Raw genomic sequence first — 22,491 nt, forward strand, 5'->3', positions numbered from 1 at the left:
ATCCATCATGAATATAAGACGTTTGTTATCCCGCTGGCGCTCCCCTGCCCAGCGGCGCGGCACGGTGGCGCTGGTCGCCGGGGTGGCGAGCCTGAGCGGGGCGGCCAGCTACTTCCTCGGCGGCCCGGGCTGGCTCACCGACGCGCTGTGGCTTTTCGCCGCCGCCGTTGCGGGCACCGAAGTGGCCCTGCGGGCGTTTTCCGCGCTGAGGGCGGGGAGCATCAGCATCGAGCTGCTGGTTACCGTTGCCGCCGTGGGGGCGCTGTTTATCGGCGAGTACTGGGAGTCCGCCGCGGTCACCTTCCTGTTCGTGCTGGGCGGCTACCTGGAAGCGCGGACCCTGGCCAAGACCCGCTCGGCGCTCAAGGATCTGCTGGCGCTGGCGCCCGTTGAGGTCGTTGTGCGCCGGGAGGGCGACGAGGTCACGGTAGCGCCCCATGAGGTTGAGCCCGGGGAGACGGTGATCGTGCGGCCGGGCGGGCGCATCGGCGTCGACGGCAGCATTCTCGGCGGCCGCGCGGCCATCGACGAAAGCGCGATTACCGGCGAGCCCATCCCCGCCGAGAAGCAGGAGGCCGACAGCGTCTTTGCCGGCACCGTGAGCCACGACGGCTATCTCGAAATCCGCGCCGAAGGCGTCGGCGCCGACACCACGCTTGCGCGCATTATCCAGCGCGTCGAGCAGGCCCAGGAAGCCAAGGCGCCGACCCAGCGGTTCATCGAGCGCTTCGCTACCTGGTACACGCCGGCGATTATCGTCATGGCGCTGGTCGCCTACGCGGTCACCCGGGATGCGCCGCTGGCGCTGACGCTGCTGGTGATCGCCTGCCCGGGAGCGCTGGTGATCTCCACGCCGATCTCGGTGATCGCCGGCATCGGCCGCTCTGCCCGCGGCGGCATTCTGATCAAGGGCGGCGAGTACCTGGAAACCGCCGGGCGCATCCGCGCCGTGGCCTTCGACAAGACCGGCACCCTGACCGAAGGGCGCCCCGAAGTCATGACGGTGACGCCGCTTGCCGGCATTCCGGCGCTGCCCACTACCGGAGAAGATACGCAGCCGCGCCGGCGGCTGCTGCACTGGGCGGCGCTTGCCGAGAGCGGCTCGGAGCACCCGCTCGGCCGAGCGGTGGAGCGGGCGCTGTCGGCGGATTACAGCGGCCCGCGCGCCGACGACTTCGAGACCGCGGCGGGCGGCGGCATCAGCGCCCGCTGGCAAGGTCGGCGGGTGGAAATCGGCCGCCCGGACTGGCTCCAGGAGCGGGTCGACGAATGGCCCGACGCGGCGGCCAGGGCGCTTGACGAGATCCGCGAGCGCGGCGAAACCGTCGCCGCCGTGGCCGTCGACGGCGTTCTTGTTGGCCTGCTGGGCTTTGCCGACCGCATTCGCCCCGAGGCGGTGGAGGCGCTTTCCGCCCTGCGCGCCACCGGGGTCAAGCGGCTGGTGATGCTCACCGGCGACCACGCCGCCAGCGCCTGGCGCATTGCTCGCGAGCTGGGCATCGAGGAAGTGCAGGCCGGGCTCTTGCCCGAGCAGAAGCTCGAGGCTATCGAGGCCATCCAGCGCGAGAGCGGCACCACCGCCATGGTCGGCGACGGCATCAACGACGCCCCGGCCCTGGCCACGGCGGATATCGGCATCGCCATGGGCGCGGCCGGCACCGATGTCGCCATCGAGAGCGCCGATATCGCGCTGATGGCCGACGACCTGGGCAAGATCGCCGAGGCGGTGGGCATGGCCCGGGCGACGCTGAACAACATCCGCCAGAACGTGGTGATCGCGCTTCTGACCGTGGCCGGGCTGCTGGCCGGCGTCTTTGCCAACGAGGTGCACATGGCCGGCGGCATGTTCATCCACCAGGTCTCGGTGCTGGTGGTGGTGGTCAACGGCATGCGGCTGCTGCGCGCCCGTCCGGCCGCCAAGGGGCAGGCGTCAGCCGAGGCGCAGAAGCCGGCTCCGGCCGCCTGACGGTTCGCGCTTTTACTCACTGAGTCAGGAAGGCCTCGCTGCGGCGGGGCCTTCCTCGTTGCGCGCGCCGGAAGCCACAGGCGGAGCCGTTCGGGCCCGGGCGATGGTTTCCTCGTCGGCGGTGGCGTCGATCAGCCGGCCGTCGGCGAATTCGAGGGTGTATTCCTCGAGCAGGGCGGTCTCGCTTCCGCGCAGCAGCAGCGTCAGCCGGCTGCCGCTGAGCTTGGCCGTTTTCACCCGGGCCTTGCGGCCGTTGCACCAGGCGCTGGCGGTCACGCGCTGGTATTTCTGTTCGAGCGTGACGCGATACTGGCCGCCGTCCGGAGCTCGCCACTCCCAGGTGCCGGCGACCCGGGCAGGGACGATCCACAGATAGACGATGGCGCCGCTGAAGGTGCGCCGCTCGTCCGCCTGCCAGTCGCCCATGTTGAAAGCGTGGGAGACGATCCGCGTGCCCGGGGCAAGCTCGCTGAGCAGCTTGGGGCGCAGATCCACGTTGACCGAGTCGAGTAGGTAGAGGGTGACGACGGTGGCTTCGCTGATGTCGGCGGTGAAGATGTCGTCTTCGACAAAGTCGACCATGTATTCCACCCCCGTCGAGCCCGCATAGTCCATGGCGTCGGCCACGCGCAGCGGGTCAAGCTCGATACCCACGGCGCGCGCGTCGCGCTGCATGGCGGCGGCGACGACGATCCGGCCGTCGCCGGAGCCCAGGTCGTAGAGCACGTCCCGGCGGCCGACGCCGGCCAGACTCAGCATTTCGTCGACGACTTTTTCGTCCGTGGGCACGTAGGGCACATTCAACAGCAGGTCCGGCTCTACCGAATAGTGATCAAGATCGCTGACTAAATCGCTGAACAATGGCGTTACCTATATCTTTATTTGCTTATGTTTCCTCCGTGCCGGGGCAAAACAAGAGGTCGTTACCAGAGGTCGTTAAAAAAAGATCGTTACAAGAAACCTTTGGCTGCCGGGCGGCCGCGCGAGTGGTTGATCGCGGCGGGCTTCAGTGAGCTGGGGTATCTTCCACGTACCGGTTTCTGCCCGCGCCCAGCCCGGCAACGGTCAGCAGCGCATAGACGCCGATCATGGTGATGATGGGCCCGCTCCAGGTGCCGGTGAGGTCGTACAGAAAGCCGATCAGCAGCGGGCCGGTGGCGGCCAGCACATAGCCCACCGACTGGGCCATGCCCGATAGCCTGGCTGCCAGCACGGCGTTTCTCGTGCGCATGCCGAGAAAGGCCAGCGACAGGCTGATCGACGATCCCGATGCGAGCCCCAGGATAGTGATCCAGAAGACGATGAGCGGCATCGGGCCGCCGAGCAGCAGCCCGGTAAAGCCGACGATGCCGCCGCTGCCGATCAGGGCGATAATGCCCAGCTGGTGGGGGAATTTCTCGGCGAGAATCGGAGCGAAAAAGGTGCCCGGCAGGCTGATGAACTGAATATAGGAAAGCATCCACCCCGAGGCGGCCCTCGAGAAGCCGAAGTCGTGCATCATCTCCGGCAGCCAGGAGACGAGGACATAGAAAACGAACGACTGCAGGCCCATAAAGAAGGTGACCTGCCAGGCCAGAGGCGACTTCCACAGGCTGACGGGCGGCGGCGGCTGCACGGCCGGCGCCGCGGCGCTGCCGTTGCGGCGTTCGGTGCGGTCGATAATGACCCAGACGGCGATGCCCACAAGCGCCATCAGCCCCCAGGCGAGCAGGGAAAAGCTCCAGCCAAGCCCGCCGAGCCTGGCCAGGGGCACGGAAAGACCGGCGGCGGTGGCGGCGAGAATCGCCATGGCCGTGGAGTAGATGCTCGTCATCCGGCCCACGCGATGGGGCAGCTTGTCCTTGATGAAGGCCGGCAGGAGTACGTTCATCAGGGCAATGCCGACGCCGATGACCGCCGTGCCGACGAACAGCGTAGGCGTCCACGGCAGGGAGCGCACGGCGATGCCGCCGGTAAGCAGCAGCAGGCCGAGCAGAATGCTGCGCGCGTTGCCCAGCCGGCCGCCGATGGCCGGGGCCAGCGGGGACATGACGGCAAACGCCACCAGCGGCAGGCCGGTGAGGATGCCGGCGCTCCAGTTGGCCAGGCCCAGCTGGTCGCGGATGGTGCCCAGCAGCGGCCCCACCGAGGTGATGGCCGGGCGCAGGTTAAAGCCGACGAGGATGATGGCCAGCATGACCAGGGCATGCTGCCGGGACGCTCCCGCCTGTGCCGTCATCGATGTGTCTCCCTGCCGCGGGCTCAGCCTTGCCGGGCCTGAAAGCGCTCGAACGCTTCCCGGCTCTCGGGGTGGGGGAGATGAACCACGTCGATGCCCTGGCGGCCGAAGTCGCCCTGCATCTGCCGGTACAGCGCTTCGGTGGAAAAGCCGTAGGGGCCGCCCAGGTCGTCATCCGCGGCGAACACAATGCGCGCCACGCCGGCCTGGATCATCGCCGCCATGCACATGGCGCAGGGCTTGCCGCTGGCGTACATGGTCGTGCCCGGGTGGCGTGCCTGCCGTTCGGCTTTGCCTGCGTGGCGCAGCGCCTGGATTTCGGCGTGGGCGGTCAGGTCGTGGTCGATCCAGGCGTCGTTGACGCCTTCGGCGACGATCTCGGTCCCTCGGGTCAAAACGGCGCCGAACGGCTCCCCGCCCTTGTCCACGTTGGCCAGGGCCAGCGTGACGGCCTGACCGATCATCTGCTCATCGAAACGCGACGTTTCCGAGGTCATCAGCTATTCCTTTTTCTTGAATTCCCGATACTTATTATACATTAGGTTTTGTACGAAAAGTTGGCTCGCAAGCAACGATGTATGCACGCAAGGCATACCATGGCACGAAAACTGCGAGCCAACTTGTCATAGCGTGTCGCAATACGCCGCAGCTCCTTGAGCCAGCCAATGCAACGTTCCACGGCATTACGCTCACGATATTTCGGCTTATCAAACCCATGGGGTAAGCCGGGCCGAGGTTTACGATGCATGTTGCGCTGAGGAATGATCGGCTTCATATGGTGGCGATCGCAGTACCGGCGCAGAGACTCGCTATCATAGCCTTTATCCGCCACCACATAGCGACAACGCTTGCGAGGCCGCCCGCGGTATCCGGGTAGGCGAACGCTTTCCAGGGTGGAAACAAAGTGGCGTGAATCGGCGTCCTGTCCGGGCGATACACTGAAGGTTAGGGGCCAGCCGTGACGATCACATAGCAGATGAATTTTGGTGGTCAATCCGCCACGACTACGGCCCAACGCGTGATCTAACGGTTCGTTTGAGCCCCCTTTTTGCCACCTCCCGAGGCAGCCCGCGTGGCACGAATGGAGGTGGAGTCGACCATCCATGTATCCAAATCCATCAGCCCGTCTTCTCGCAGTTGAAGATGCAGCCGTTCGAGGACGGCATCGAAGGTGCCATCGTCTCGCCAGCGACGAAAACGCTCATACACGGTGGTCCACGGACCATAGCGCTCTGGCACATCTCGCCATTTAGCGCCAGAGCACAGCACCCAGAAAATACCGTTCAGTATTTGCCGGTCGTCTCGTCTGGGCCTTCCCATGCGCTGTGGCGGAGAGACAATATCCTCAATCAACGACCAGCCGTGGTTTGAGACCTCGTAACGACCTGCCATACGTCACCTATGCTGCTACGGTATGGGCAAACTTAGCAGAAACCACTTTTCGTACAAAACCTAGGGTCTGTTGACGTTTCATGGCAGGGGTATTGGCAGGATAGGGGCAAGCTCACAGAATAAAGGTTCCTAAGCCAACAAACTGCAAGCCTGCCATGCCCCGACAAATGCTCACGGATGAACACTGGCCGAAGCTGAAATCTATCCTGCTTCAACAAGGTATTTATGACAAGACCGATCTGCGTACCACGGTGGAAGGCATCCTTTATCGGATGCGAACCGGCTGCCCGTGGCGGGACCTACCGGAGGCGTTTGGCCCCTGGAACACGGTCTACAAGCGCTTCAACGCCTGGTCAGCGAGTGGAAAGCTGATGAGGATTTTCATCTCTCTGGTGGAAGATCCTGATGTCGAGTGGCTATTTATTGATGGTTCCTACGTCAAGGCTCACCAAGATAGCACTGGGGCTGCCACGGAAGATGCAGAAGCCATTGGCAAAAGTCGTGCAGGCAATACCAGCAAGATCCACTTGGCCGTGGATGCTTATGGGTTGCCGATCGCCTTCAGAATAACCGGGGGTGAAGTGCACGACAGCACGGAAGCCCAGGCATTGATTGACGGTTTGCCGGCAGGTGACGCGCTGGTGGCTGACAAAGGCTATGACAGTGAACGTATCCGTGAGCAGGTCGAAGCCAAAGGAATGGCTGCCGTCATTCCACGCAGGCGTAACTCGAAAAAAGGAAATGCCAATCTGGACAGAGGGTTATATCGCTACCGGCATCTGGTTGAGAATGCCTTTGCTCGATTGAAACCGTATCGCGCCATTGCGACGCGCTACGATAAGCTCAAACGAAATTACGAAAGCATGGTGGCCTTGGCATGCGGCTTTTTATGGCTACCAATGTGAAACGTCAACAGGCCCTAGGGTGTGTTAACAATCATTAGTTTCGTTTAAACTGATTTAGTATTCATAGATTTTGGTGGGCCATGAGTCGGTTGAAGTTACGCGATGATCAGTGGGAGCGAATCGAGCACCTGCTCCCCGGCAAAGCCTCAGACTGTGGGGTAACTGCCAAGGACAATCGCCTGTTCGTGGAAGCCGTGCTCTGGATCGCTCGGACCGGCGCCCCGTGGCGTGATCTTCCCGAATCTTTTGGGCGCTGGCACACCGTCTACATGCGGTATAACCGTTGGTCACGAAAGGGCGTTTGGCAGCGTATTTTTGACACAGTAGCCGACGATCCCGATCTAGAGCAGCTGATGATCGACGGTAGCATCGTCAGGGTGCACCAGCATGGAGCGTCAAAAAAAACACGCAAGACGTCGAAGCCATGGGCAAATCTCGAGGCGGATTGAGCACCAAAATTCATGCCGCAGTCGATGCGTTAGGTAACCCAGTACGATTGGTTCTCACACCGGGCCAGGCGTCGGAGTATGGTGCTGCTCCCGCTCTACTGGAAGGTTTTTCCCCGCAAGCGGTGCTGGGCGACAAGGGGTATGACTCCACTGCTCTGCGGGACATGATTCAGGCCGCAGGTGCCGAGCCGGTGATTCCTCCGAAAAAGAATCGTTTGGCGCGCATTGAAGTAGACTGGCACTGTTACCAAGATCGCAATCTGGTGGAGAGGTTCTTTCAGAAAATCAAGAAGTTCCGGCGGTTATCTACACGCTATGAGCGACTGGCAAGAAACTACCAGTCACTCCTCTGCCTCGTGTCAGCCGCCATATGGCTGGCCTAATTGTTAACGCCCCCTAGGGTAATAAAAGAGGGGGAGGCTGGCAAACCGCCGCCGGGCCCTTTGCTAGCCTGAGAGTCTAAAGATGATTAAGAGAATCGGGAAAACGGCCCCGATTTATTCAAGGCACCGATAACAACAGGGTGATCACGATGGCGAACTATCCGGCGGATAAAAACCGCGTGCTCAATAGCAGCTACAGAAGCAGCGCTAACTTTTATACCAGCGATGTAATGCTGCAGGATTTTTTAAGGCGAAAGCTCTCTGCGGAAGCCTACGAAGCAATTAAAGGGAGGCTTAAGCAAACGGGGAAGACGGCGGCCCTGGAAATGGATGCTTTATCCCTGAAAGCCGATCGCCAGGGTCCCAGGCTCAATAAGCGCGACGCCTGGGGGGTGGCACTCGATCAGGTCGAGTTTCATCCCGCCTACCATCGCCTGATGGATATTGCGGTGGAAAGCGGAATGCTGACGGTCAAGTGGAGCCCGGAGTGGAGAAAGCGATTTCCCCGGGAGCGCCACCTGATGAGCTTTGGCATTAGCTCACTCTACGCCCTGGCAGAAACCGGAGCGTATTGTCCGCTGTGCATGACCGACGGGGCGGCCGTGCTCATCGATCAGTTTTGCGACGAAGAGGATAAGGCGCGCCTGCTGCCTGCGATTTACACCTCCACTTTTGCCGAGATGAAAACCGGGGCCATGTACCTGACGGAAAAGGCGGGCGGGTCTGACGTCGGCGCGACGCTTGCGGTGGCCGAGCACCTGGAAGGCAAAACGTACGCGCTGACCGGGGAAAAATGGTTTTGCAGCAACGCCAACGGGGATATTGCCTTTGTTCTGGCGCGGACTAACTCCAATAAACCCCGTCCTGATAAAACCCGCCCGGATCAAAAAGGTACGTCCGGTCTTTCCATTTTCCTGGTGGAAAAAGCGCTGCCCGATGGCACAAAGAATCCGATGGAGATCATCCGGCTGAAAGACAAGCTGGGCGTGCGCTCCATGGCCAGCGCCGAGATTATGCTGCAGGAAACGCGGGGGACACTGGTCGGCGAGGAAGGCCAGGGGTTTAAGATCATGACGGCCATGATCAATCTTTCCCGGGTGTATAACTCGATGGCCGCCCACTCGGCGTCCAAGCGCGCTCTGATCGAGGCCTATCAGTTTTTAACGGGGCGCGACACCTTTGGCAAGAACGCCCTGGAACATCCGCTTGTCCGCAAAAAGCTGGCGGAGCTGGCCGCCCTGAATACCGCCTGCTTTTATCTGGTGTGGCGCGCCGTCGAAGCGCTGGATAGCCAGGATGAAGACGAGGCCAGCCTGCTTCGGCTGCTGACGCCCATGGTCAAGAAGTGGTCGGCAGAAGTTGGCGTTTACCTGACGCGCGAAGCCATGGAGCTAATGGGCGGTATCGGCTATATCGAAGATCAGGTTATGCCCAAGCTGATGCGCGACGTCATGGTGCTGCCCATCTGGGAAGGGGCCGGCAACATCATGCTGCTCGATATGCTTCGCGCTTCGGGGAAGTCGAAAGGGCTCGCCGTGATGCTGGAAAAAATCGAACGCGCCGCCTCCGACCCGGCGCACGGCGACTGGATAAAACAGGAAAGCGAGACGCTGACGGCGTACTCGAAGGAACTTTTCGCGATGGATAGCGAAGCCATGCAGTATAACGCCCCCGCCTTTTTTAACCGACTTACGCGCCTGTTTCAGATGAGCGTCATGATCGAGGCGCGCGACGGTGCCAATGCGCCATGGATCGAGCCGACGCTTCAGTATTTACGCCGTCACGCCGAAGGCGAAACGCTAACCCCTGAATCGGTGCCGTCAAGGGAGGTAATAGAAGAAATGTTAGCCTGGAAGGCGTAATCGATACGCCAAGGCGCGGTCGTCGGCCCCGCCGTGCGGCACGGTAGAGGAGATTTTAAAGAAAGTTTTAAAGGAGATTTTAAAGAAAGTTGGAAAGGAGGTTTGGATGACACAGAAAAGCATCAGGCCGTTTTCGGGAAAGGCAGTGATCGATACCGAGACGCTGCCGATCAAGCTGTGGCTCGATGAGAAGGCGCTGGGGCAGGGGGCGCTGGATCAGGCCCGGGATCTGGCCAATCTGCCCTATGCCTTTCGTCATATCGCCATCATGCCCGATAGCCACCAGGGCTACGGTATGCCCATTGGCGGGGTGCTCGCCACCCGGGACGCTATCGTCCCCAACGCCGCGGGCGTGGATATCGGCTGCGGCATGGGTTCGCTGCGAACGGACCTTGACGATATCGGCACGGCGGAGCTGAAAGCGATCATGAAACAGGTCCGAAAGACCGTCCCCGTGGGGTCGGCGCACCACAAAACGCCCCAGGACGATGCCTGGATGCCCGAGCGTCAAGGCGAGCTGCCCGTGGTCAATCAGCAGTACGAAAGAGCGCTTTATCAGCTGGGCACCCTGGGCGGCGGCAACCACTTCATCGAAGTGCAGAAAGGCTCGGACGGCTATATCTGGATCATGGTCCACTCCGGCTCGCGCAACCTGGGCTTCACCGTGGCCAGCCACTATCACGAGGTGGCAAAAAGCCTGAACGAAGCCGACGGAGATCCGCTGCCGCCGGACCTGTCGCACCTGCCAAATACGTCCGAATTCTTCGCTCTGTATCGGGATGAAATGAACTACTGCCTCGAGTTTGCCCTGGCCAACCGGCAGCTGATGATGGAGCGGGTCAAGCAGGCCTTTGTCGATGTGCTGGGCGATGTCGACTTCTCGCACTTTATCAACAAGCCCCACAACTTCGCCGCCGAGGAGGAGCATTTCGGCGAGCGGGTGATGGTTCACCGCAAGGGGGCGACCCGGGCCCGGGCCGGCGAGTGGGGCATGATCCCCGGGTCCCAGGGCACGCGCTCCTTTCTGGTCACGGGCAAGGGCGAGGCCTATTCCTTCCACTCCTGCTCCCACGGCGCGGGGCGGGTGATGAGCCGGGCCCGAGCGCGCAAGACGCTGGATTTCAAGGCGGAGGTGAAGCGGCTCAAGGAGCAGGGGGTGCTTCACGCCCTGCGCGGGCGCAAGGATCTGGATGAGGCCCCGGGCTCGTACAAGGATATCGACACGGTCATGCGCAACCAGACCGACCTCGTCGACGTCCAGGTCGAGCTTGCGCCGCTGGCCGTGGTCAAGGGGTGATATCGAGGGGAGCCAGAGTGCGGCTAAAGTCGATAGGCGAACGGCTAAGCCGGTAGTTGACCTTTTGGTCAGCTTTGCATGACACTCGACCTGTCGTGAGTGCACAACAAGCCGCAAAGACGGTATACAACGCCTGACGACAAGACCTCTAGACAAAACGACTGCCACCGGCATTGTGCAAGGCACCTGAACCACCGAGCCGTGGGTAACCCTTCGTCGCGGTAAAAGGGCGGTCTTTCCCGAGCCGAGGAAAGTGTCATGACTGATAGCTCCCGCACCCTCTGGGTGCGTAACCCGCTGGCCTGCCTGGATGACGACGCGCGCGGCGGCGTGGTGATACGCGATTCGCGCATCGTCGAGAAAGTCGCCGCCGGGGCGCAGCCGGCATCGCCGGTAGACGAGGTGTTCGATGCCTCCCGGCACGTGCTGCTGCCGGGACTGGTGAATACCCACCACCATTTTTACCAGACCCTGACCCGGGCCTATTCGCCGGCGCTGAACAAGGCGCTGTTTCCCTGGCTAACCACGCTTTACGACGTCTGGGCCGAGCTCGACGAAGACCAGCTGGGCCTGGCAAGCGAGCTTGCCATGGTGGAGCTTCTGCTCTCCGGCTGTACCACCGTGGCCGACCACCACTACGTGTTTTCCGGCAAGCTCACCGGCGCCATTGACCGCCAGGTCGAGACCGCCGAGACGCTTGGCGTGCGCGCTTCGCTGACCCGGGGCTCGATGAGCGTAGGCCAGGAAGACGGCGGGCTGCCGCCGCAGTCCGTGGTGCAGGATGAGGCGACGATCCTTGCCGACAGCGAGCGGCTGATCGAGCGCTATCACCAGCGCGGCGACGGCGCCATGATCACCGTGGCGCTGGCGCCGTGCTCGCCGTTTTCCGTGAGCCGCGAGCTGATGCGCGAAAGCGCCCAGCTGGCCCGGGAAAAGGACGTGCGCCTGCATACCCACCTGGCGGAAACCGCCGACGAAACCGCCTACTGCGAAAAGCTCTTCGGCATGCGCCCGCTGGACTACGTCGAAGACTGCGGCTGGCTGTCCGATCGCACCTGGCTTGCTCACGGCATCCATTTCAACGACGACGAGATCCGCCGCCTGGGCCGGGCGGGCACCGGCATTGCCCACTGCCCGTCGTCCAACATGGTGCTGGGCTCGGGAATGTGCCGCACCCTTGAGCTTGAGCGCGCCGGCGCGCCGGTGGGTATCGCCGTGGACGGCTCGGCTTCCAACGACCACTCCAACCTCGCCGAAGAAATGCGCCAGGCCCTGCTGCTCGGGCGGCTGCATTACGGCGCCGATCAGCTATCTCACGAGACGGTGCTGCGCTGGGCCACCCAGGGCAGCGCGGCCTGCCTGGGGCGCAGCGACATCGGCGGGCTCGAGCCCGGCCAGCAGGCGGACCTGGCGCTTTTCACCCTGGACGAGGCGCGCTTCTCCGGCGCGGAAAACCCGCTGGCCGCGCTTTTGCTGTGCGGTGCCCACCGGGCCGACCGGGTGATGGTGGCCGGCCGTTGGAAGGTGATGAACGGCGAACCCTGCGGCGTGGACCTTGACGCGCTGCTGCACCGCCACGACGCGGCGGCCCGCCGGCTGCGAAGCTGAGCCCCGTCGCGACGATGCCTAACCGCTGATTTCTTACCGCTACAGCACGTCGACAACAGCAAGACAACAACAACGCCAACCGGCAGGAGATATTGCCATGTCTGATGCGAACGCAGCACCCGAGGATGCCACGGCAGCCGAACCTAAACCCGTGCGCAGCACCCATGACGTCAACGCCATGCCGCCTTTGGGGCGCGCCATACCGCTGGGCATTCAGCACGTGCTGGCGATGTTTGTGAGCAACGTCGCGGTGCCCATTATCATCGCCAACGCCGCGGATCTGTCCGAGGCCAAAACCACGCTGATGATCCAGGCGGCGATGTTCGTCGCCGGGGTGGCAACGCTTATTCAGTCGCTGGGCATTGGCCGCATCGGCGCGCGGCTGCCCATTGTCATGGGGACGAGCTTCGGCTTTGTGCCCATCCTCATTCCCATTGCCGTGGGCATGGGCGTGCCCGCCGCGCTGGGGGCCGCACTCTGCGGCGGCATTGCCATGGCGGTGGTGGGGCTGCTGCTGCCCTGGTTCCGCTTTCTTTTTCCGCCGGTGGTCACGGGCACCTTCGTGATCATGATCGGGGTGCTGCTCATGCCGGTGGCTTTCTCCCACGTGGGCGGCGGCTTCGGCGTGAGCGACTTCGGCGCGCCGCGCCACCTTCTCATGGCGGCGGTGGTGCTGGTGGTGACCCTGGGCATGCACCAGTTCGGCCGTGGGATCTGGTCGGAAATCGCCCCGCTTGCCGGGCTTTTGCTGGGCTACGTGGTCGCGCTGCTGATGGGCGCGGTGGATTTTGCAAGCGTCGGCGAGGCGGAGTGGTTTTCGCTGCCCGTGCCGCTGGCTATCGGTATCGAGTTCAAACTGGCGGCGATCCTGCCCATTGTGCTGCTGTCGCTGGTGACCTGTGCTGAGTCCATCGGCGATATCGTCGGTACCACGGCGGGCGGGCTTAACCGCGAGCCCACGCAGCGGGAGCTTTCCGGCGGCGTCATGGCCGACGGGCTGTGCAGCGTCTTTGCCGCCATCTTCAACGCCTACCCGCAGATCAGCTTCAGCCAGAACGTGGGCGTGGTGGCGCTGACCGGGGTAGTCAGCCGCTACGTGGTGGCCATCGGCGGCACCTTCCTGATGCTTGCCGGGCTCTTCCCCAAGCTGGGCGGCGTGGTGTCGAGCATTCCCGATGCGGTACTCGGCGGGGCCGTGCTGATCATGTTCGGCATGATCGCGAGCGCCGGCATCAAGATGCTCAGCGGCATCGATTTCAACAAGCGCAACATGGTGATTATCGGGCTGTCGCTGTCGGCGGCGATTGGCCTGCCGGCCCAGGAAGAGCTGTTCGCCACCTACTCGGAAAACGTGCGCGCGATCATCGAGTCGGGCCTGATCCCCGGCGCGCTGATCGCCATCGTGCTCAATCTGGTGCTGCCGCACGACAGGGAGAGCGTCGGCGAAAGCGCCTAGCGCCGCCGAAAGAGAAGCGCCCGCCTTTATGACGGGCGCTTTTGGCTTTAGCCGCCGGACGGCGTCAGGCGGTATTCCACAATGGTCTGCGACTGGCGCAGGGTCGCCGCCAGCCGGGCCAGGTTCTTGTGGCCGTGGGTTTGCAGCACCATGGAATAGTGGAACAGCTGGCCGTTTTTGCTCAGCCGGTAGCTCATGGTCTTGACTTTGCAGCCGTGGCGAGCGATCAGGGCGCGCACCTGGTCTTCGTCTTCCACGGCGTCGATGGGATAGCAGATTTCGTGGTCGGCAAAGAGCTCGGTGGGAATGAGCGACTCCACCCGGCGGAACAGCGAAAGCGTCAACAGCGTCGCCACCGTGGCGACCACCGCGGGCAAAAGAAAGCCCACGCCGTAAAGGATACCCAGCACCGAGGTCATCCAGATCGAGGCGGCGGTGGTCAGCCCGTGTACCGTGAGCCCTTCCTTGAAGATGACCCCGGCGCCGAGAAAGCCGATGCCGGTCATGATGCCCTGGGACATGCGGGTGGGGTCGGCGCGGATCGACGACATCGGCAGGCTGGGGTCGAGCCACTGGGCCTGGTGGGTGGAAAGCAGCATCAGCAGCGCCGAGGCGGCGCACACCAGCGCGTGGGTGCGAAACCCCGCCGGGCGGCCGTGAAAGCTGCGTTCAAGGCCGATCAGGCTGCCCGCCAGCCAGGCAGCGCCAAGGTAGAGCAGCAGGGTCGTGGTGTCGTCGGACATGGCAGGCTCCTGAAGCGCGCGGAAGAAACGCCGCTTGAGCAGCGTTGGGTCATCAAGTCACTCAGTTATCAAAACGTAGCATAATGCGGCGCTACGCCAGCTGCCAGTGCCGCCAAACAAAACGGGCAGCCAGGGCTGCCCGTACGGGAGAAACGGTCGGAGGACCGGCGTTACGGCGTCGGCGCACTGGGGTCCGGGCGCGGCGTGGCGTCGGTGCTCGGCGGCAGCTCGGGGTAGGTGATGCTCGGCACGTCGCCGGTCAGCGTGTGCAGGAAGGCGGTGATGTCGGTGACTTCCTCCTCGCCAAGCTCGGCCCCGAGCTGGGCGGTGCCCATCACGGCCACGGCCTCTTCCAGGTCCCAGACGGCGCCGGAGTGGAAGTAGGGCGCGGTCAGCGCGATGTTGCGCAGCGGCGCGGCGCGGAACACGTATTCGTCCGACTCGGTTTCGGTCACCGCAAAGCGGCCCTTGTCGCCGCTGGGGAGAATCTTGCCGTCCGGGCGGGCAACAAGGCCAAACGGATAGTAGTTCTGGCCGCCCAGGTTGATGCCGCTATGGCAGGAGACGCAGCCCTTGTCCATGAACAGCGAAAGCCCGCGCTGCTCCTGGGTATCGAGGGCGTTGGTGTCGCCGCGCAGGTAGCGGTCGAAGGGCGCGTCGGGGGTGATCAGCGTGGCCTCAAAGGCTTCGATGGCGGTGGCCATGCGGTCGAAGGAAACCGGATTTTCTTCGCCGGGGAAGGCTCGGCGGAAGCGCTCGACGTACTCGGGCATGCTGTTAAGCGTGTCTTCAACGCGCTTTGGGGTGCTGCTCATTTCCACGCCGGCCTGTACCGGGCCCTTGGCCTGTTCGGCCAGGTCGGCGGCGCGGCCGTCCCAGAACTGGGCGGCGTTGAACACGGCGTTATACACCGTGGGCGAGTTGCGCGGGCCCTTCTGCCAGCCGTGGCCGATGGCAACCGGCAGGTAGTCATGGCCGCCCATGCCCACGTTGTGGCAGGTGTTGCAGCTGATCAGGTGGCTGGCCGACAGGCGCGGCTCGAAAAACAGCATTTTGCCCAGGGTGATCTTGTCGTCGGTCATTTCGTTGCCGTCGATCACCGGCGGGTACTTAGGGATGGGGCTGAACTGCTTAGCGGCGCGCTCTTGCAGCTCGTCGGCGCCGGCGCCGGCGGCCAATACCAGTAGGCCAGCAGCGGCCAGCGTCCCCAGTGTGCGGTGTGCCATGGAGTGCTCCCTTGATTTTATGCTTCACGGTGCTGCGCGCACGGCGTTACGCGACCGCGACGGGCATCGCGTGCCGTGCTTTTTTTAATGCGTTCTTAACCTTGAAGATAACCCAAAAGGGGTAGTTTTAAAGCCGTTGGCGTCAGAAATCCGTAGTTTCCTTGACGTATATCAATAAGCCTTGCCGGCGAGCATGGGGAAGTGATGGCCAACGGTAAGTCAGAAAACGTCTTTTTGCCCGCACTTTACCCGCAATAAACATGCGTGCGTGTATGATAGTTGGGCTTCGTGCCCGGTGCTCAGGCGCCGGCTGTCTTTCGCTTGTTTTTCAGGAAATCCAAGTCATGTTGAAACAATCCGCTGTGCTGCTGGCGTCGACAACGGCGCTGTTTGCCTTCAGCCAGAGCGCCATGGCGCTGAGCGTCTCGGCCAATGCCCACCAGGACGGCTACGGCGTCCAGGCAAGCCAGAGTATATTGCCCACCGTGCGCGCCGGCGCGGGGTACTTCACCTCGGATGACAGCGGCCACCATGCGGATATTTATTCCGGCTCGCTGATGTTTTCACCGCCCTTGCCGATAGCCGACGTCGAAGTCGGCGCCCGTTACCAGTACCAGGACACCTACTACGGTGACGGCGGCGGCGTGGGGATCGGCGGCTCGGTGTTTGTGCCCACGCCGGTGCCGCTGCTCAGAGTTGGCGGCTACGGCTTTTATACCCCGGAAGGCTTGACCCACGGCAATCTCAAGGAGAGCTACGACTACGGCGCCGAGGCGCGTATCAAGCTGACGTCGCAGACCTACGCGTTCGGCGGCTACCGCTACTACCGCACGCAGTTTGACCACCAGAGCACCCGAACCCTGGACCGCGGAACGGTCTTTGGCATTAGCGTAGGCTTTTAAGCCGGCGCCGGCGGGTGGTTGACGCCGGGGTGGGCGTCTGCGACATATGAGGGTTCACAACAAAACCGCAATCCGTGAAGGGAACCGTTCATGAGTGCAGTTATTATATTGGCGCTGGGCCTTGCCGCGATGGCGCTTGGGTACCTGGTGTACTCGAAGTTTATCGCCGAGAAGATATTCCGGCTGGATCCGGACTTTCAAACCCCGGCCCACGAGTTCGAAGACGGCGTGGACTTCGTGCCCACCAATCGCTACGTGCTCTGGGGTCACCACTTTACCTCGGTGGCCGGTGCCGCGCCCATTGTGGGACCCGCCATTGCGGTGATCTGGGGCTGGCTGCCGGCTTTTCTGTGGGTGGTGTTCGGCACGGTGCTGTTCGCCGGCGTGCACGATACCGGCGCGGTCTGGGCCAGCGTGCGCAACAAGGCGCGCTCGGTGGGGGCGCTCACCGGCGACGTGGTCGGCAAGCGCGCGCGCAGCGTGTTCATGATCGTCATCTTTTTGCTCCTGCTGATGGTCAACGCGGTGTTTGCCGTGGTCATCGCCGGGCTGATGATGAAATACCCAAGCGCGGTGGTGCCGGTGTGGGGTGCGATTGCGGTGGCGCTGGTGATCGGCCAGCTGATCTACCGGCGGATTCTTAGCCTGGCCGTGGTCTCGGTCATCGGCGTGGTGGCGCTGTACGCGCTGATCGGCATTGGCCCCTCGGTGCCGGTGCAGATGCCCGAGCAGGTAGGCGCGATGTCGGGCAACGCGGTGTGGATTTTGATCCTGTTTGGCTACGCGGCGATTGCTTCGCTTTTACCGGTGTGGATGCTTTTGCAGCCCCGGGACTACATTAACGGCCTGCAGCTGTTCATCGGCCTGATCATCCTTTACGGCGCGCTGGTGGTGTTCAACCCCACCCTGGTTGCGCCCATGGTCAACGCCGACGTGCCCGAAGGCGCACCGCCCATGCTGCCGCTGCTGTTTGTCACCATTGCCTGCGGGGCAATTTCCGGCTTCCACGGGCTGGTCGCCGGCGGTACCACCTCCAAGCAGCTGAACAAGGAAACCGACGCGCGCTTTGTCGGCTACTTCGGCGCCGTGGGCGAGGGCATGCTGGCGCTGGGCGCGATCCTTGCGGCCACCGCGGGCTTTGCCACCTACGGCGACTGGAGCGCGATGTACGACGCCTTCGGCAAGGGTGGCGTCAACGCCTTCGTCGACGGCGGCGCCTACATCATCAACAGCGGCCTCGGTCTGCCCGAAACCACCGCGGCGACGCTTCTCACCGTGATGGCGGCCCTCTTTGCCGGCACCACCATGGATACCGGCCTGCGCCTGCAGCGCTACATCTTCCAGGAGTGGGGCGAGATCTATAACCAGCAGTGGATGAAAAAGCCGGCCGTGGCTACGCTCCTGGCGGTGGTAACCTGCCTGGTGCTGGCCTTCGGCGCGGGGGCCGACGGCTCCGGCGGGCTGCTCATCTGGCCGCTGTTTGGCACCACCAACCAGCTGCTGGCGGGGCTCACGCTGCTGGTGGTCTCGGTGATGCTTATGCGCCTGGGGCGGCCGGTGTGGTACACCGTAGCACCGCTGATCTTTTTGCTGGTGATGACGGTGCTGGCGCTGTTCATCCAGCTGAAAAGCTTCTATGAGGCGGACAACTACTTCCTGCTGGGGCTGGATATCGTGGTGCTGATCGCCTCGATTCTGGTCGCCCTGGAGTGTGCCGCCACGCTCAAGCGCCTGCGTCAGGAAAAAGCCGAACAGGCTGCCGAATAGCGCAGCATCGGCTGCGGTATGTTATGCAAGGCGGCCTGCGGGCCGCCTTTTTTGCGTTACCATGCAAGGGGTAAAACGCTTTTATGCGGGAGGACGCATGCCTGACGACGCCGACCTGACCCGGCGGGAAAAGCTCAGGGCCTGGCTGGGCCGGGCCCGCTACCTGGCCGAAGAATACTACAGCGCCCCCTACCGGGGCGCTATCGCACGCGCCAAGCGCGACGAAGACGACCTGTTCATGCTGATGGTGTTTTCCGAGCTGATGGGCGTGCCCAACCCCGTGGGGTATTACACCCTGGAGCTGCAGCCGCTGATGCTCGAGCGCTTCCACGACTGGCATTTGCGCATGGGCATGGAGCATTCGCCCCTGGATGAGATGCGCTGCTGCTGAAACGCCTGATAACGCAGAAGGCCAATCATGAAAGAACTTCTCGACCGCCGCCTGCTTTGGGTAGGCGGCAAGGGCGGCGTGGGGAAAACCAGCGTCGCGGCGTCGCTTGCGCTGCTGGCGGCCGGCCGCGGGCGCAACGTGCTGGTGGTATCCACCGACCCGGCGCACAGCCTGGGCGACGTGTTTGACCACGACCTGGGCGATGCGCCGCGCCGGCTGGCGCCGGGGCTTGATGCCATGGAGATCGACCCCGGCGCCGAGGTTGAAGCGCATCTGAAGCGCGTCACCGGTCAGATGCGCCGCTTTACCGTGCCGCGGATGATGGACGAGATGGAGCGCCAGATGCGCCTGTCGCGACAGTCGCCGGGTACCCAGGAGGCGGCGCTGCTGGAGCGCATCGCCCGGCTGGTGGTGGACGAAGGCGAAGATTACGATCTGATCGTGTTTGACACCGCGCCTACCGGCCACACCCTGCGCCTGTTGAGCCTGCCCGAGGCCATGGCGGCCTGGACCGACGGGCTTTTATCCCACAGTCGCAAGTCCGAGGAGCTGGGCAAAGTGCTCAAGCACTTAACGCCCAAGGGCGGACAGGACGTGGCCTCGCCCTTTGCCGACCCGGCCAACGAAAACGAAAGCGATCTCGACGACCGCGCCCGCTCCATCGCCGAGACGCTCAAGCGCCGCCGGCGGCTGTTTATGCAGGCGCGCCGGGCGGTGGAGGACAAAAGCGTGAGCAATTTTGTGTTCGTGCTGACGCCCGAGCGGCTGCCGATTCTGGAAACCGTGCGCTCGGTTGAGGCGCTGAAGGAGGCGGGGATTCCGGTGGCCGCCACCCTGGTTAACCGGGTGCTTCCGGCAAGCGCCGACGGCGAGTTTTTACGCCGCCGCCGGGAGCAGGAGGCGCAGTACCTTGAGCGCATTGACCGCGAACTTGCCGGCTACCCGTGCCCCCAGCTGCCCCTGCTGGCAACCGATATCCAGGGGCTTGAGGCGCTCGAGGAGCTGGCCGGCCACCTGGAAGCCGCCGGGTTTTAAGCGCTTGAGCGCCGGGGTGTGAGTTGAGGGTTTGAGACGAGTGGTCGGATCGAGCTTAGAAATGCTCGGCCCGGGCCATCTCCCAGGCCTCGGCGTATTCGACCGGCACGTCGCCTCTGAGGAAGGCGCCGGACTCCACCCGGGGGTGGAGGTAAACGCAGGAGCGCGACGGGCCTTTTTGCGAACGGCGATACACGTGCTGGGGCCCCAGCTCGTCGGGACTGTCGAGCCCCAGAGTGCCGACGATGTCCATGAACGAGGCCACGGTGGCCTTGTGGTAGTTGTGCACCTGTTTTGACTTGGCTTCCACGTCCAGCGAGCGGGTGCGCGCCGGATCCTGGGTGGCAACGCCGGTGGGGCAGGTGTTGGCGTGGCAGCGCAGCGCCTGAATGCAGCCCACCGAAAACATGAACGCCCGGGCGGCGTTGCACATGTCGGCGCCCAGAGCGAGCTTTTCCACCATGTCAAAGCCCATGGCCACCTTGCCGCTGGCGATCACGGTAATCTCTTCGCGCTTGCCGATGCCCCGAAGGCAGTTATGCACAAAGGGCAGCGCCTCGTTGATGTAGGTGCCGATGAAGTCAGAAAACTCCGTGGGGGCGGCGCCGGTGCCGCCCTCGGCGCCGTCCACGGTGATGAAGTCGGGGACGATGCCGGTTTCCAGCATGGCCTTGCACACCGCCATGAACTCGTGGTGGCGGCCCAGGCACAGCTTGAAGCCCACCGGCTTGCCGCCGCTCAGCTCGCGCAGGCGCTGGAGAAACTGGAGCATGCCCGCCGGGGAGTCGAACTCCGGATGGCTCGCCGGTGAGGCGCAGTCCTTGCCCACGGGTATATGCCGGGTGCTGGCAATTTCGCGGTTGACCTTGGTGCCGGGCAAGAGCCCGCCGTGGCCGGGCTTGGCCCCCTGGGAGAGCTTGAGTTCGATCATCTTGACCTGATCAAGGGTGGCCTTTTGCGCAAAGCTTTCGGCGTTGAACGAGCCGTCGTCGTTGCGACAGCCAAAGTAGGCGCTGGCGATTTCCCAGATCAGGTCGCCGCCGTGGGCCTCGTGGTAGGGGCTGATGGCGCCTTCGCCGGTGTCCTGGGCAAAGTCGCCGAGCTTGGCGCCTTTGTTCATCGCTGCCACGGCGTTGGCGGAAAGCGAGCCGAAGCTCATGGCGGAAATGTTCAGCCGCGAGGAGTCATACGGCCGAGTGCACTGGGCGTTGCCGATGGTCAGCCGGGCATGGCGAATATGCACGGTTTTGGGCGCCATGGAATGCTGGACGAAGTGAAAGCCGGTGTCCTCCATGTCACGCCGGGTGCCGAACGGCGAGGTGGCTCCCTGACCTTTGGCCCGGGAGTTGACGATCTCTCGCTGGGAGCGGTTGAACGGCCGGCCGCTGAGGTCGGATTCGAAGAAATACTGGCGCATTTCCGGGCGGATGAACTCGAACAGATAGCGCAAATGGCCGACGATGGGGTAGTTGCGCAGCACGTTGCTGTGCGAGTTGAGATCCCACGCCCCCAGCGCCCCAAGCGCCGGCAGTACGCACCACAGCCACAGCCACTGGGGCGCCTGGAAGGCAAGAAGAACACCCAGAAGGGCCGAAAGAATCAGGAACGCGTAGTAAATTACTTTTGGCTTGCCAAACATGAGACCCCTCAAACACCGGTGTTTAACGTGCTACTCAAAGTACCTGCGTATAGTGCGCGTCTGCGCTGGAACCTTCAATTCATTGGCCGATGGCGATAAAAAAAGCGGCCGCTGGGGCCGCTTCAGGTAGGGGTGTCCGACTGGGGCCGGCGTTAGCCCATCAGCAAAAGGCTTGCCGCGCCGCCGCCGCCGATCAGCAGGGCGAACAGAATAAGGCCGAGAATGAACGGGCGGATACCCAGCGCACGGAGCTTTTCGATGCGGGTTTCAAAGCCCAGTGCGGCCATGGCCATGGCCAGGCCGAGCTGGCCGCCCAGCACCAGAGTGTCGTGCAGTACGGCGGGCAGGGGCAGCACGCTGTTGACGCCGACCATGGCCATGAAGCCGAAGGCAAACCAGGGAATCGGCAGCTTGGCCGCCTCGCCGCCCTCTGTGGCCTGGGCGGCATTCTTGCGCAGCCACCACTGGCCGACGATGAGCAGGAAGGGGATCAGCAGCATCACCCGGACCAGCTTGACCACAATGGCGTTGGTCAACGCTTCGGGGCCAACCGCGTCGCCGGCGGCGACCACCTGTGCCACTTCGTGGACGGTGGCGCCGATGTACACGCCGTAGAGGCCTTCGGTCATGTGCAGGACCGAGTAGAGCAGCGGGTGAACGAGCATCGCCAGGGTGCCGAACAGGACCACCGTGGCGACCGCCATGGACGCCGCCGCCGGCCGCGAGCGGATGGTGGTTTCCGTTGCCAGCACCGCCGCTGCGCCGCAGATCGCGCTGCCGGCGCTGGTCAGCAGGGTGGTTTCACGGTCCATGCCCAGAAGGCGCGTGCCGATGAAATAGCCCGCGGTCACCACGCAGCTGATGACGATGATATCCAGCAGGATGATTTTCGGCCCCAGGTGGAAAACCTGCTGCACGGTGAGCGAAAAGCCGAATAGCACGATACCGCCGCGTAAAAGCCAGCGGGTGGCAAATTTGAGCCCCGGCTGGGCGGAGGAGGCAAGTCCGCGGGCGATGGGCAGGTTACCCAGCACCAGCCCCAGCAGCAGGGAAAATACCAGCGGGCTGACGCCGCTCTCGGCAATGCCGGGCAGCAGCGAGATACCAAAGCCCGCAAGGGTTAGGGCGGCGCACAGAAACAGGCCTTGCCACATGACGTTACTCCTGAAAAATGAAATCTGTGGCTCAGTCTATGCGCTGAACGGTTATATGATTATCGTAAAATAACTATATGACTGTTCGGTAAAACCGA

Annotated in this window: 19 protein-coding genes; 11 read left to right on the forward strand and 8 right to left on the reverse strand. The window is 63.2% G+C overall.

The genetic code is table 11. From position 1 onward, the window contains the following. The first annotated feature begins 7 nt into the window (after positions 1–7). Complete coding sequence (locus ACZ46Y_RS04425; RefSeq protein ID WP_311957373.1) at positions 8–1,966, forward strand: heavy metal translocating P-type ATPase; 1,959 nt, start codon at positions 8–10, stop codon at positions 1,964–1,966. 24 nt (positions 1,967–1,990) lie between these two features. Here ACZ46Y_RS04425 and ACZ46Y_RS04430 read toward each other — a convergent pair whose 3' ends face one another. From ACZ46Y_RS04430 to ACZ46Y_RS04445, 4 genes are all read right to left on the reverse strand, one after another. Next, on the reverse strand, positions 1,991–2,827 hold the full coding sequence (locus ACZ46Y_RS04430; RefSeq protein WP_311957374.1) for a hypothetical protein: 837 nt from the start codon (positions 2,825–2,827) through the stop codon (positions 1,991–1,993). Positions 2,828–2,972: 145 nt separating this feature from the next. Next, entirely contained in the window at positions 2,973–4,184 is a 1,212-nt protein-coding gene (locus ACZ46Y_RS04435) for a CynX/NimT family MFS transporter (protein ID WP_311957376.1), read from the reverse strand. Positions 4,185–4,207: 23 nt separating this feature from the next. Continuing rightward, a complete protein-coding gene (locus ACZ46Y_RS04440; protein WP_311957378.1) occupies positions 4,208–4,681 on the reverse strand; it encodes a nucleoside deaminase in 474 nt (157 codons plus the stop codon). Between the two features lie 41 nt (positions 4,682–4,722). Further along, positions 4,723–5,576, reverse strand: a protein-coding gene (locus tag ACZ46Y_RS04445) for an IS5 family transposase (RefSeq protein ID WP_311957379.1) whose coding sequence is annotated in 2 segments (ribosomal slippage) — positions 4,723–5,234 and positions 5,234–5,576 — 855 coding nt in all. Because the reading frame shifts where the segments join, the coding sequence is not laid out codon by codon here. Between the two features lie 155 nt (positions 5,577–5,731). Here ACZ46Y_RS04445 and ACZ46Y_RS04450 point away from each other — a divergent pair. From ACZ46Y_RS04450 to ACZ46Y_RS04475, 6 genes are all read left to right on the forward strand, one after another. After that, positions 5,732–6,481: an IS5 family transposase gene (locus ACZ46Y_RS04450; protein WP_311881913.1), complete on the forward strand. Its 750-nt coding sequence runs from the start codon at positions 5,732–5,734 to the stop codon at positions 6,479–6,481. Positions 6,482–6,561: 80 nt separating this feature from the next. Next, positions 6,562–7,313 (forward strand): IS5 family transposase gene (locus tag ACZ46Y_RS04455; protein ID WP_407650536.1). Its coding sequence is split into 2 segments (ribosomal slippage): positions 6,562–6,877 and positions 6,877–7,313, totalling 753 coding nucleotides; the frame shifts between segments, so codons are not numbered across the junction. Positions 7,314–7,462: 149 nt separating this feature from the next. Beyond that, positions 7,463–9,175 (forward strand): acyl-CoA dehydrogenase family protein, encoded by a 1,713-nt coding sequence (locus ACZ46Y_RS04460; RefSeq protein ID WP_311955315.1) that lies wholly within the window; start codon positions 7,463–7,465, stop codon positions 9,173–9,175. 106 nt (positions 9,176–9,281) lie between these two features. Beyond that, complete coding sequence (locus ACZ46Y_RS04465) at positions 9,282–10,472, forward strand: RtcB family protein (protein WP_311955318.1); 1,191 nt, start codon at positions 9,282–9,284, stop codon at positions 10,470–10,472. A gap of 258 nt (positions 10,473–10,730) precedes the next feature. After that, positions 10,731–12,080 carry an 8-oxoguanine deaminase gene (locus ACZ46Y_RS04470; protein WP_311955320.1) on the forward strand — a complete coding sequence of 450 codons (1,350 nt, stop codon included), beginning with the start codon at positions 10,731–10,733 and terminating at the stop codon, positions 12,078–12,080. A 97-nt stretch (positions 12,081–12,177) separates the two neighbouring features. Then, positions 12,178–13,536: a uracil-xanthine permease family protein gene (locus ACZ46Y_RS04475; RefSeq protein ID WP_311955322.1), complete on the forward strand. Its 1,359-nt coding sequence runs from the start codon at positions 12,178–12,180 to the stop codon at positions 13,534–13,536. 47 nt (positions 13,537–13,583) lie between these two features. Here ACZ46Y_RS04475 and ACZ46Y_RS04480 read toward each other — a convergent pair whose 3' ends face one another. Next, positions 13,584–14,279, reverse strand: coding sequence for an MgtC/SapB family protein (locus tag ACZ46Y_RS04480; protein WP_311955324.1), 696 nt, complete (start codon positions 14,277–14,279; stop codon positions 13,584–13,586). A gap of 170 nt (positions 14,280–14,449) precedes the next feature. Then, positions 14,450–15,505, reverse strand: coding sequence for a cytochrome-c peroxidase (locus ACZ46Y_RS04485; RefSeq protein ID WP_311955326.1), 1,056 nt, complete (start codon positions 15,503–15,505; stop codon positions 14,450–14,452). Between the two features lie 344 nt (positions 15,506–15,849). Between ACZ46Y_RS04485 and ACZ46Y_RS04490 the strand changes: the two genes are divergently transcribed. The 4 genes from ACZ46Y_RS04490 (at position 15,850) to ACZ46Y_RS04505 (ending at position 19,600) form a co-directional block, all read left to right on the forward strand. Beyond that, complete coding sequence (locus ACZ46Y_RS04490; protein ID WP_311955327.1) at positions 15,850–16,407, forward strand: YfaZ family outer membrane protein; 558 nt, start codon at positions 15,850–15,852, stop codon at positions 16,405–16,407. 90 nt (positions 16,408–16,497) lie between these two features. Continuing rightward, positions 16,498–18,174, forward strand: coding sequence for a carbon starvation CstA family protein (locus tag ACZ46Y_RS04495; protein WP_311955329.1), 1,677 nt, complete (start codon positions 16,498–16,500; stop codon positions 18,172–18,174). A gap of 97 nt (positions 18,175–18,271) precedes the next feature. Continuing rightward, positions 18,272–18,565 carry a cory-CC-star protein gene (locus ACZ46Y_RS04500; protein WP_311955331.1) on the forward strand — a complete coding sequence of 98 codons (294 nt, stop codon included), beginning with the start codon at positions 18,272–18,274 and terminating at the stop codon, positions 18,563–18,565. Positions 18,566–18,592: 27 nt separating this feature from the next. Then, complete coding sequence (locus tag ACZ46Y_RS04505) at positions 18,593–19,600, forward strand: ArsA family ATPase (RefSeq protein WP_311955333.1); 1,008 nt, start codon at positions 18,593–18,595, stop codon at positions 19,598–19,600. A 55-nt stretch (positions 19,601–19,655) separates the two neighbouring features. Here ACZ46Y_RS04505 and ACZ46Y_RS04510 read toward each other — a convergent pair whose 3' ends face one another. Beyond that, a complete protein-coding gene (locus ACZ46Y_RS04510) occupies positions 19,656–21,239 on the reverse strand; it encodes an FMN-binding glutamate synthase family protein (protein WP_311955335.1) in 1,584 nt (527 codons plus the stop codon). Between the two features lie 152 nt (positions 21,240–21,391). Beyond that, positions 21,392–22,393, reverse strand: a complete 1,002-nt coding sequence (locus ACZ46Y_RS04515) for a YeiH family protein (protein WP_311955337.1) — start codon at positions 22,391–22,393, stop codon at positions 21,392–21,394. Positions 22,394–22,491: the final 98 nt, after the last annotated feature.

The sequence above is a fragment of the Halomonas garicola genome, assembly GCF_055382465.1.

Bases quoted from the DNA above. Each gene is read 5' to 3' on its own strand.
- ACZ46Y_RS04425 (WP_311957373.1), top strand. From the start codon at position 8: ATGAATATAAGACGTTTGTTATCCCGCTGGCGCTCCCCTGCCCAGCGG.
- ACZ46Y_RS04435 (WP_311957376.1), bottom strand. From the start codon at position 4,184: ATGACGGCACAGGCGGGAGCGTCCCGGCAGCATGCCCTGGTCATGCTG.
- ACZ46Y_RS04440 (WP_311957378.1), bottom strand. From the start codon at position 4,681: ATGACCTCGGAAACGTCGCGTTTCGATGAGCAGATGATCGGTCAGGCC.
- ACZ46Y_RS04450 (WP_311881913.1), top strand. From the start codon at position 5,732: ATGCCCCGACAAATGCTCACGGATGAACACTGGCCGAAGCTGAAATCT.
- ACZ46Y_RS04460 (WP_311955315.1), top strand. From the start codon at position 7,463: ATGGCGAACTATCCGGCGGATAAAAACCGCGTGCTCAATAGCAGCTAC.
- ACZ46Y_RS04465 (WP_311955318.1), top strand. From the start codon at position 9,282: ATGACACAGAAAAGCATCAGGCCGTTTTCGGGAAAGGCAGTGATCGAT.
- ACZ46Y_RS04470 (WP_311955320.1), top strand. From the start codon at position 10,731: ATGACTGATAGCTCCCGCACCCTCTGGGTGCGTAACCCGCTGGCCTGC.
- ACZ46Y_RS04475 (WP_311955322.1), top strand. From the start codon at position 12,178: ATGTCTGATGCGAACGCAGCACCCGAGGATGCCACGGCAGCCGAACCT.
- ACZ46Y_RS04480 (WP_311955324.1), bottom strand. From the start codon at position 14,279: ATGTCCGACGACACCACGACCCTGCTGCTCTACCTTGGCGCTGCCTGG.
- ACZ46Y_RS04485 (WP_311955326.1), bottom strand. From the start codon at position 15,505: ATGGCACACCGCACACTGGGGACGCTGGCCGCTGCTGGCCTACTGGTA.
- ACZ46Y_RS04490 (WP_311955327.1), top strand. From the start codon at position 15,850: ATGTTGAAACAATCCGCTGTGCTGCTGGCGTCGACAACGGCGCTGTTT.
- ACZ46Y_RS04495 (WP_311955329.1), top strand. From the start codon at position 16,498: ATGAGTGCAGTTATTATATTGGCGCTGGGCCTTGCCGCGATGGCGCTT.
- ACZ46Y_RS04500 (WP_311955331.1), top strand. From the start codon at position 18,272: ATGCCTGACGACGCCGACCTGACCCGGCGGGAAAAGCTCAGGGCCTGG.
- ACZ46Y_RS04505 (WP_311955333.1), top strand. From the start codon at position 18,593: ATGAAAGAACTTCTCGACCGCCGCCTGCTTTGGGTAGGCGGCAAGGGC.
- ACZ46Y_RS04510 (WP_311955335.1), bottom strand. From the start codon at position 21,239: ATGTTTGGCAAGCCAAAAGTAATTTACTACGCGTTCCTGATTCTTTCG.
- ACZ46Y_RS04515 (WP_311955337.1), bottom strand. From the start codon at position 22,393: ATGTGGCAAGGCCTGTTTCTGTGCGCCGCCCTAACCCTTGCGGGCTTT.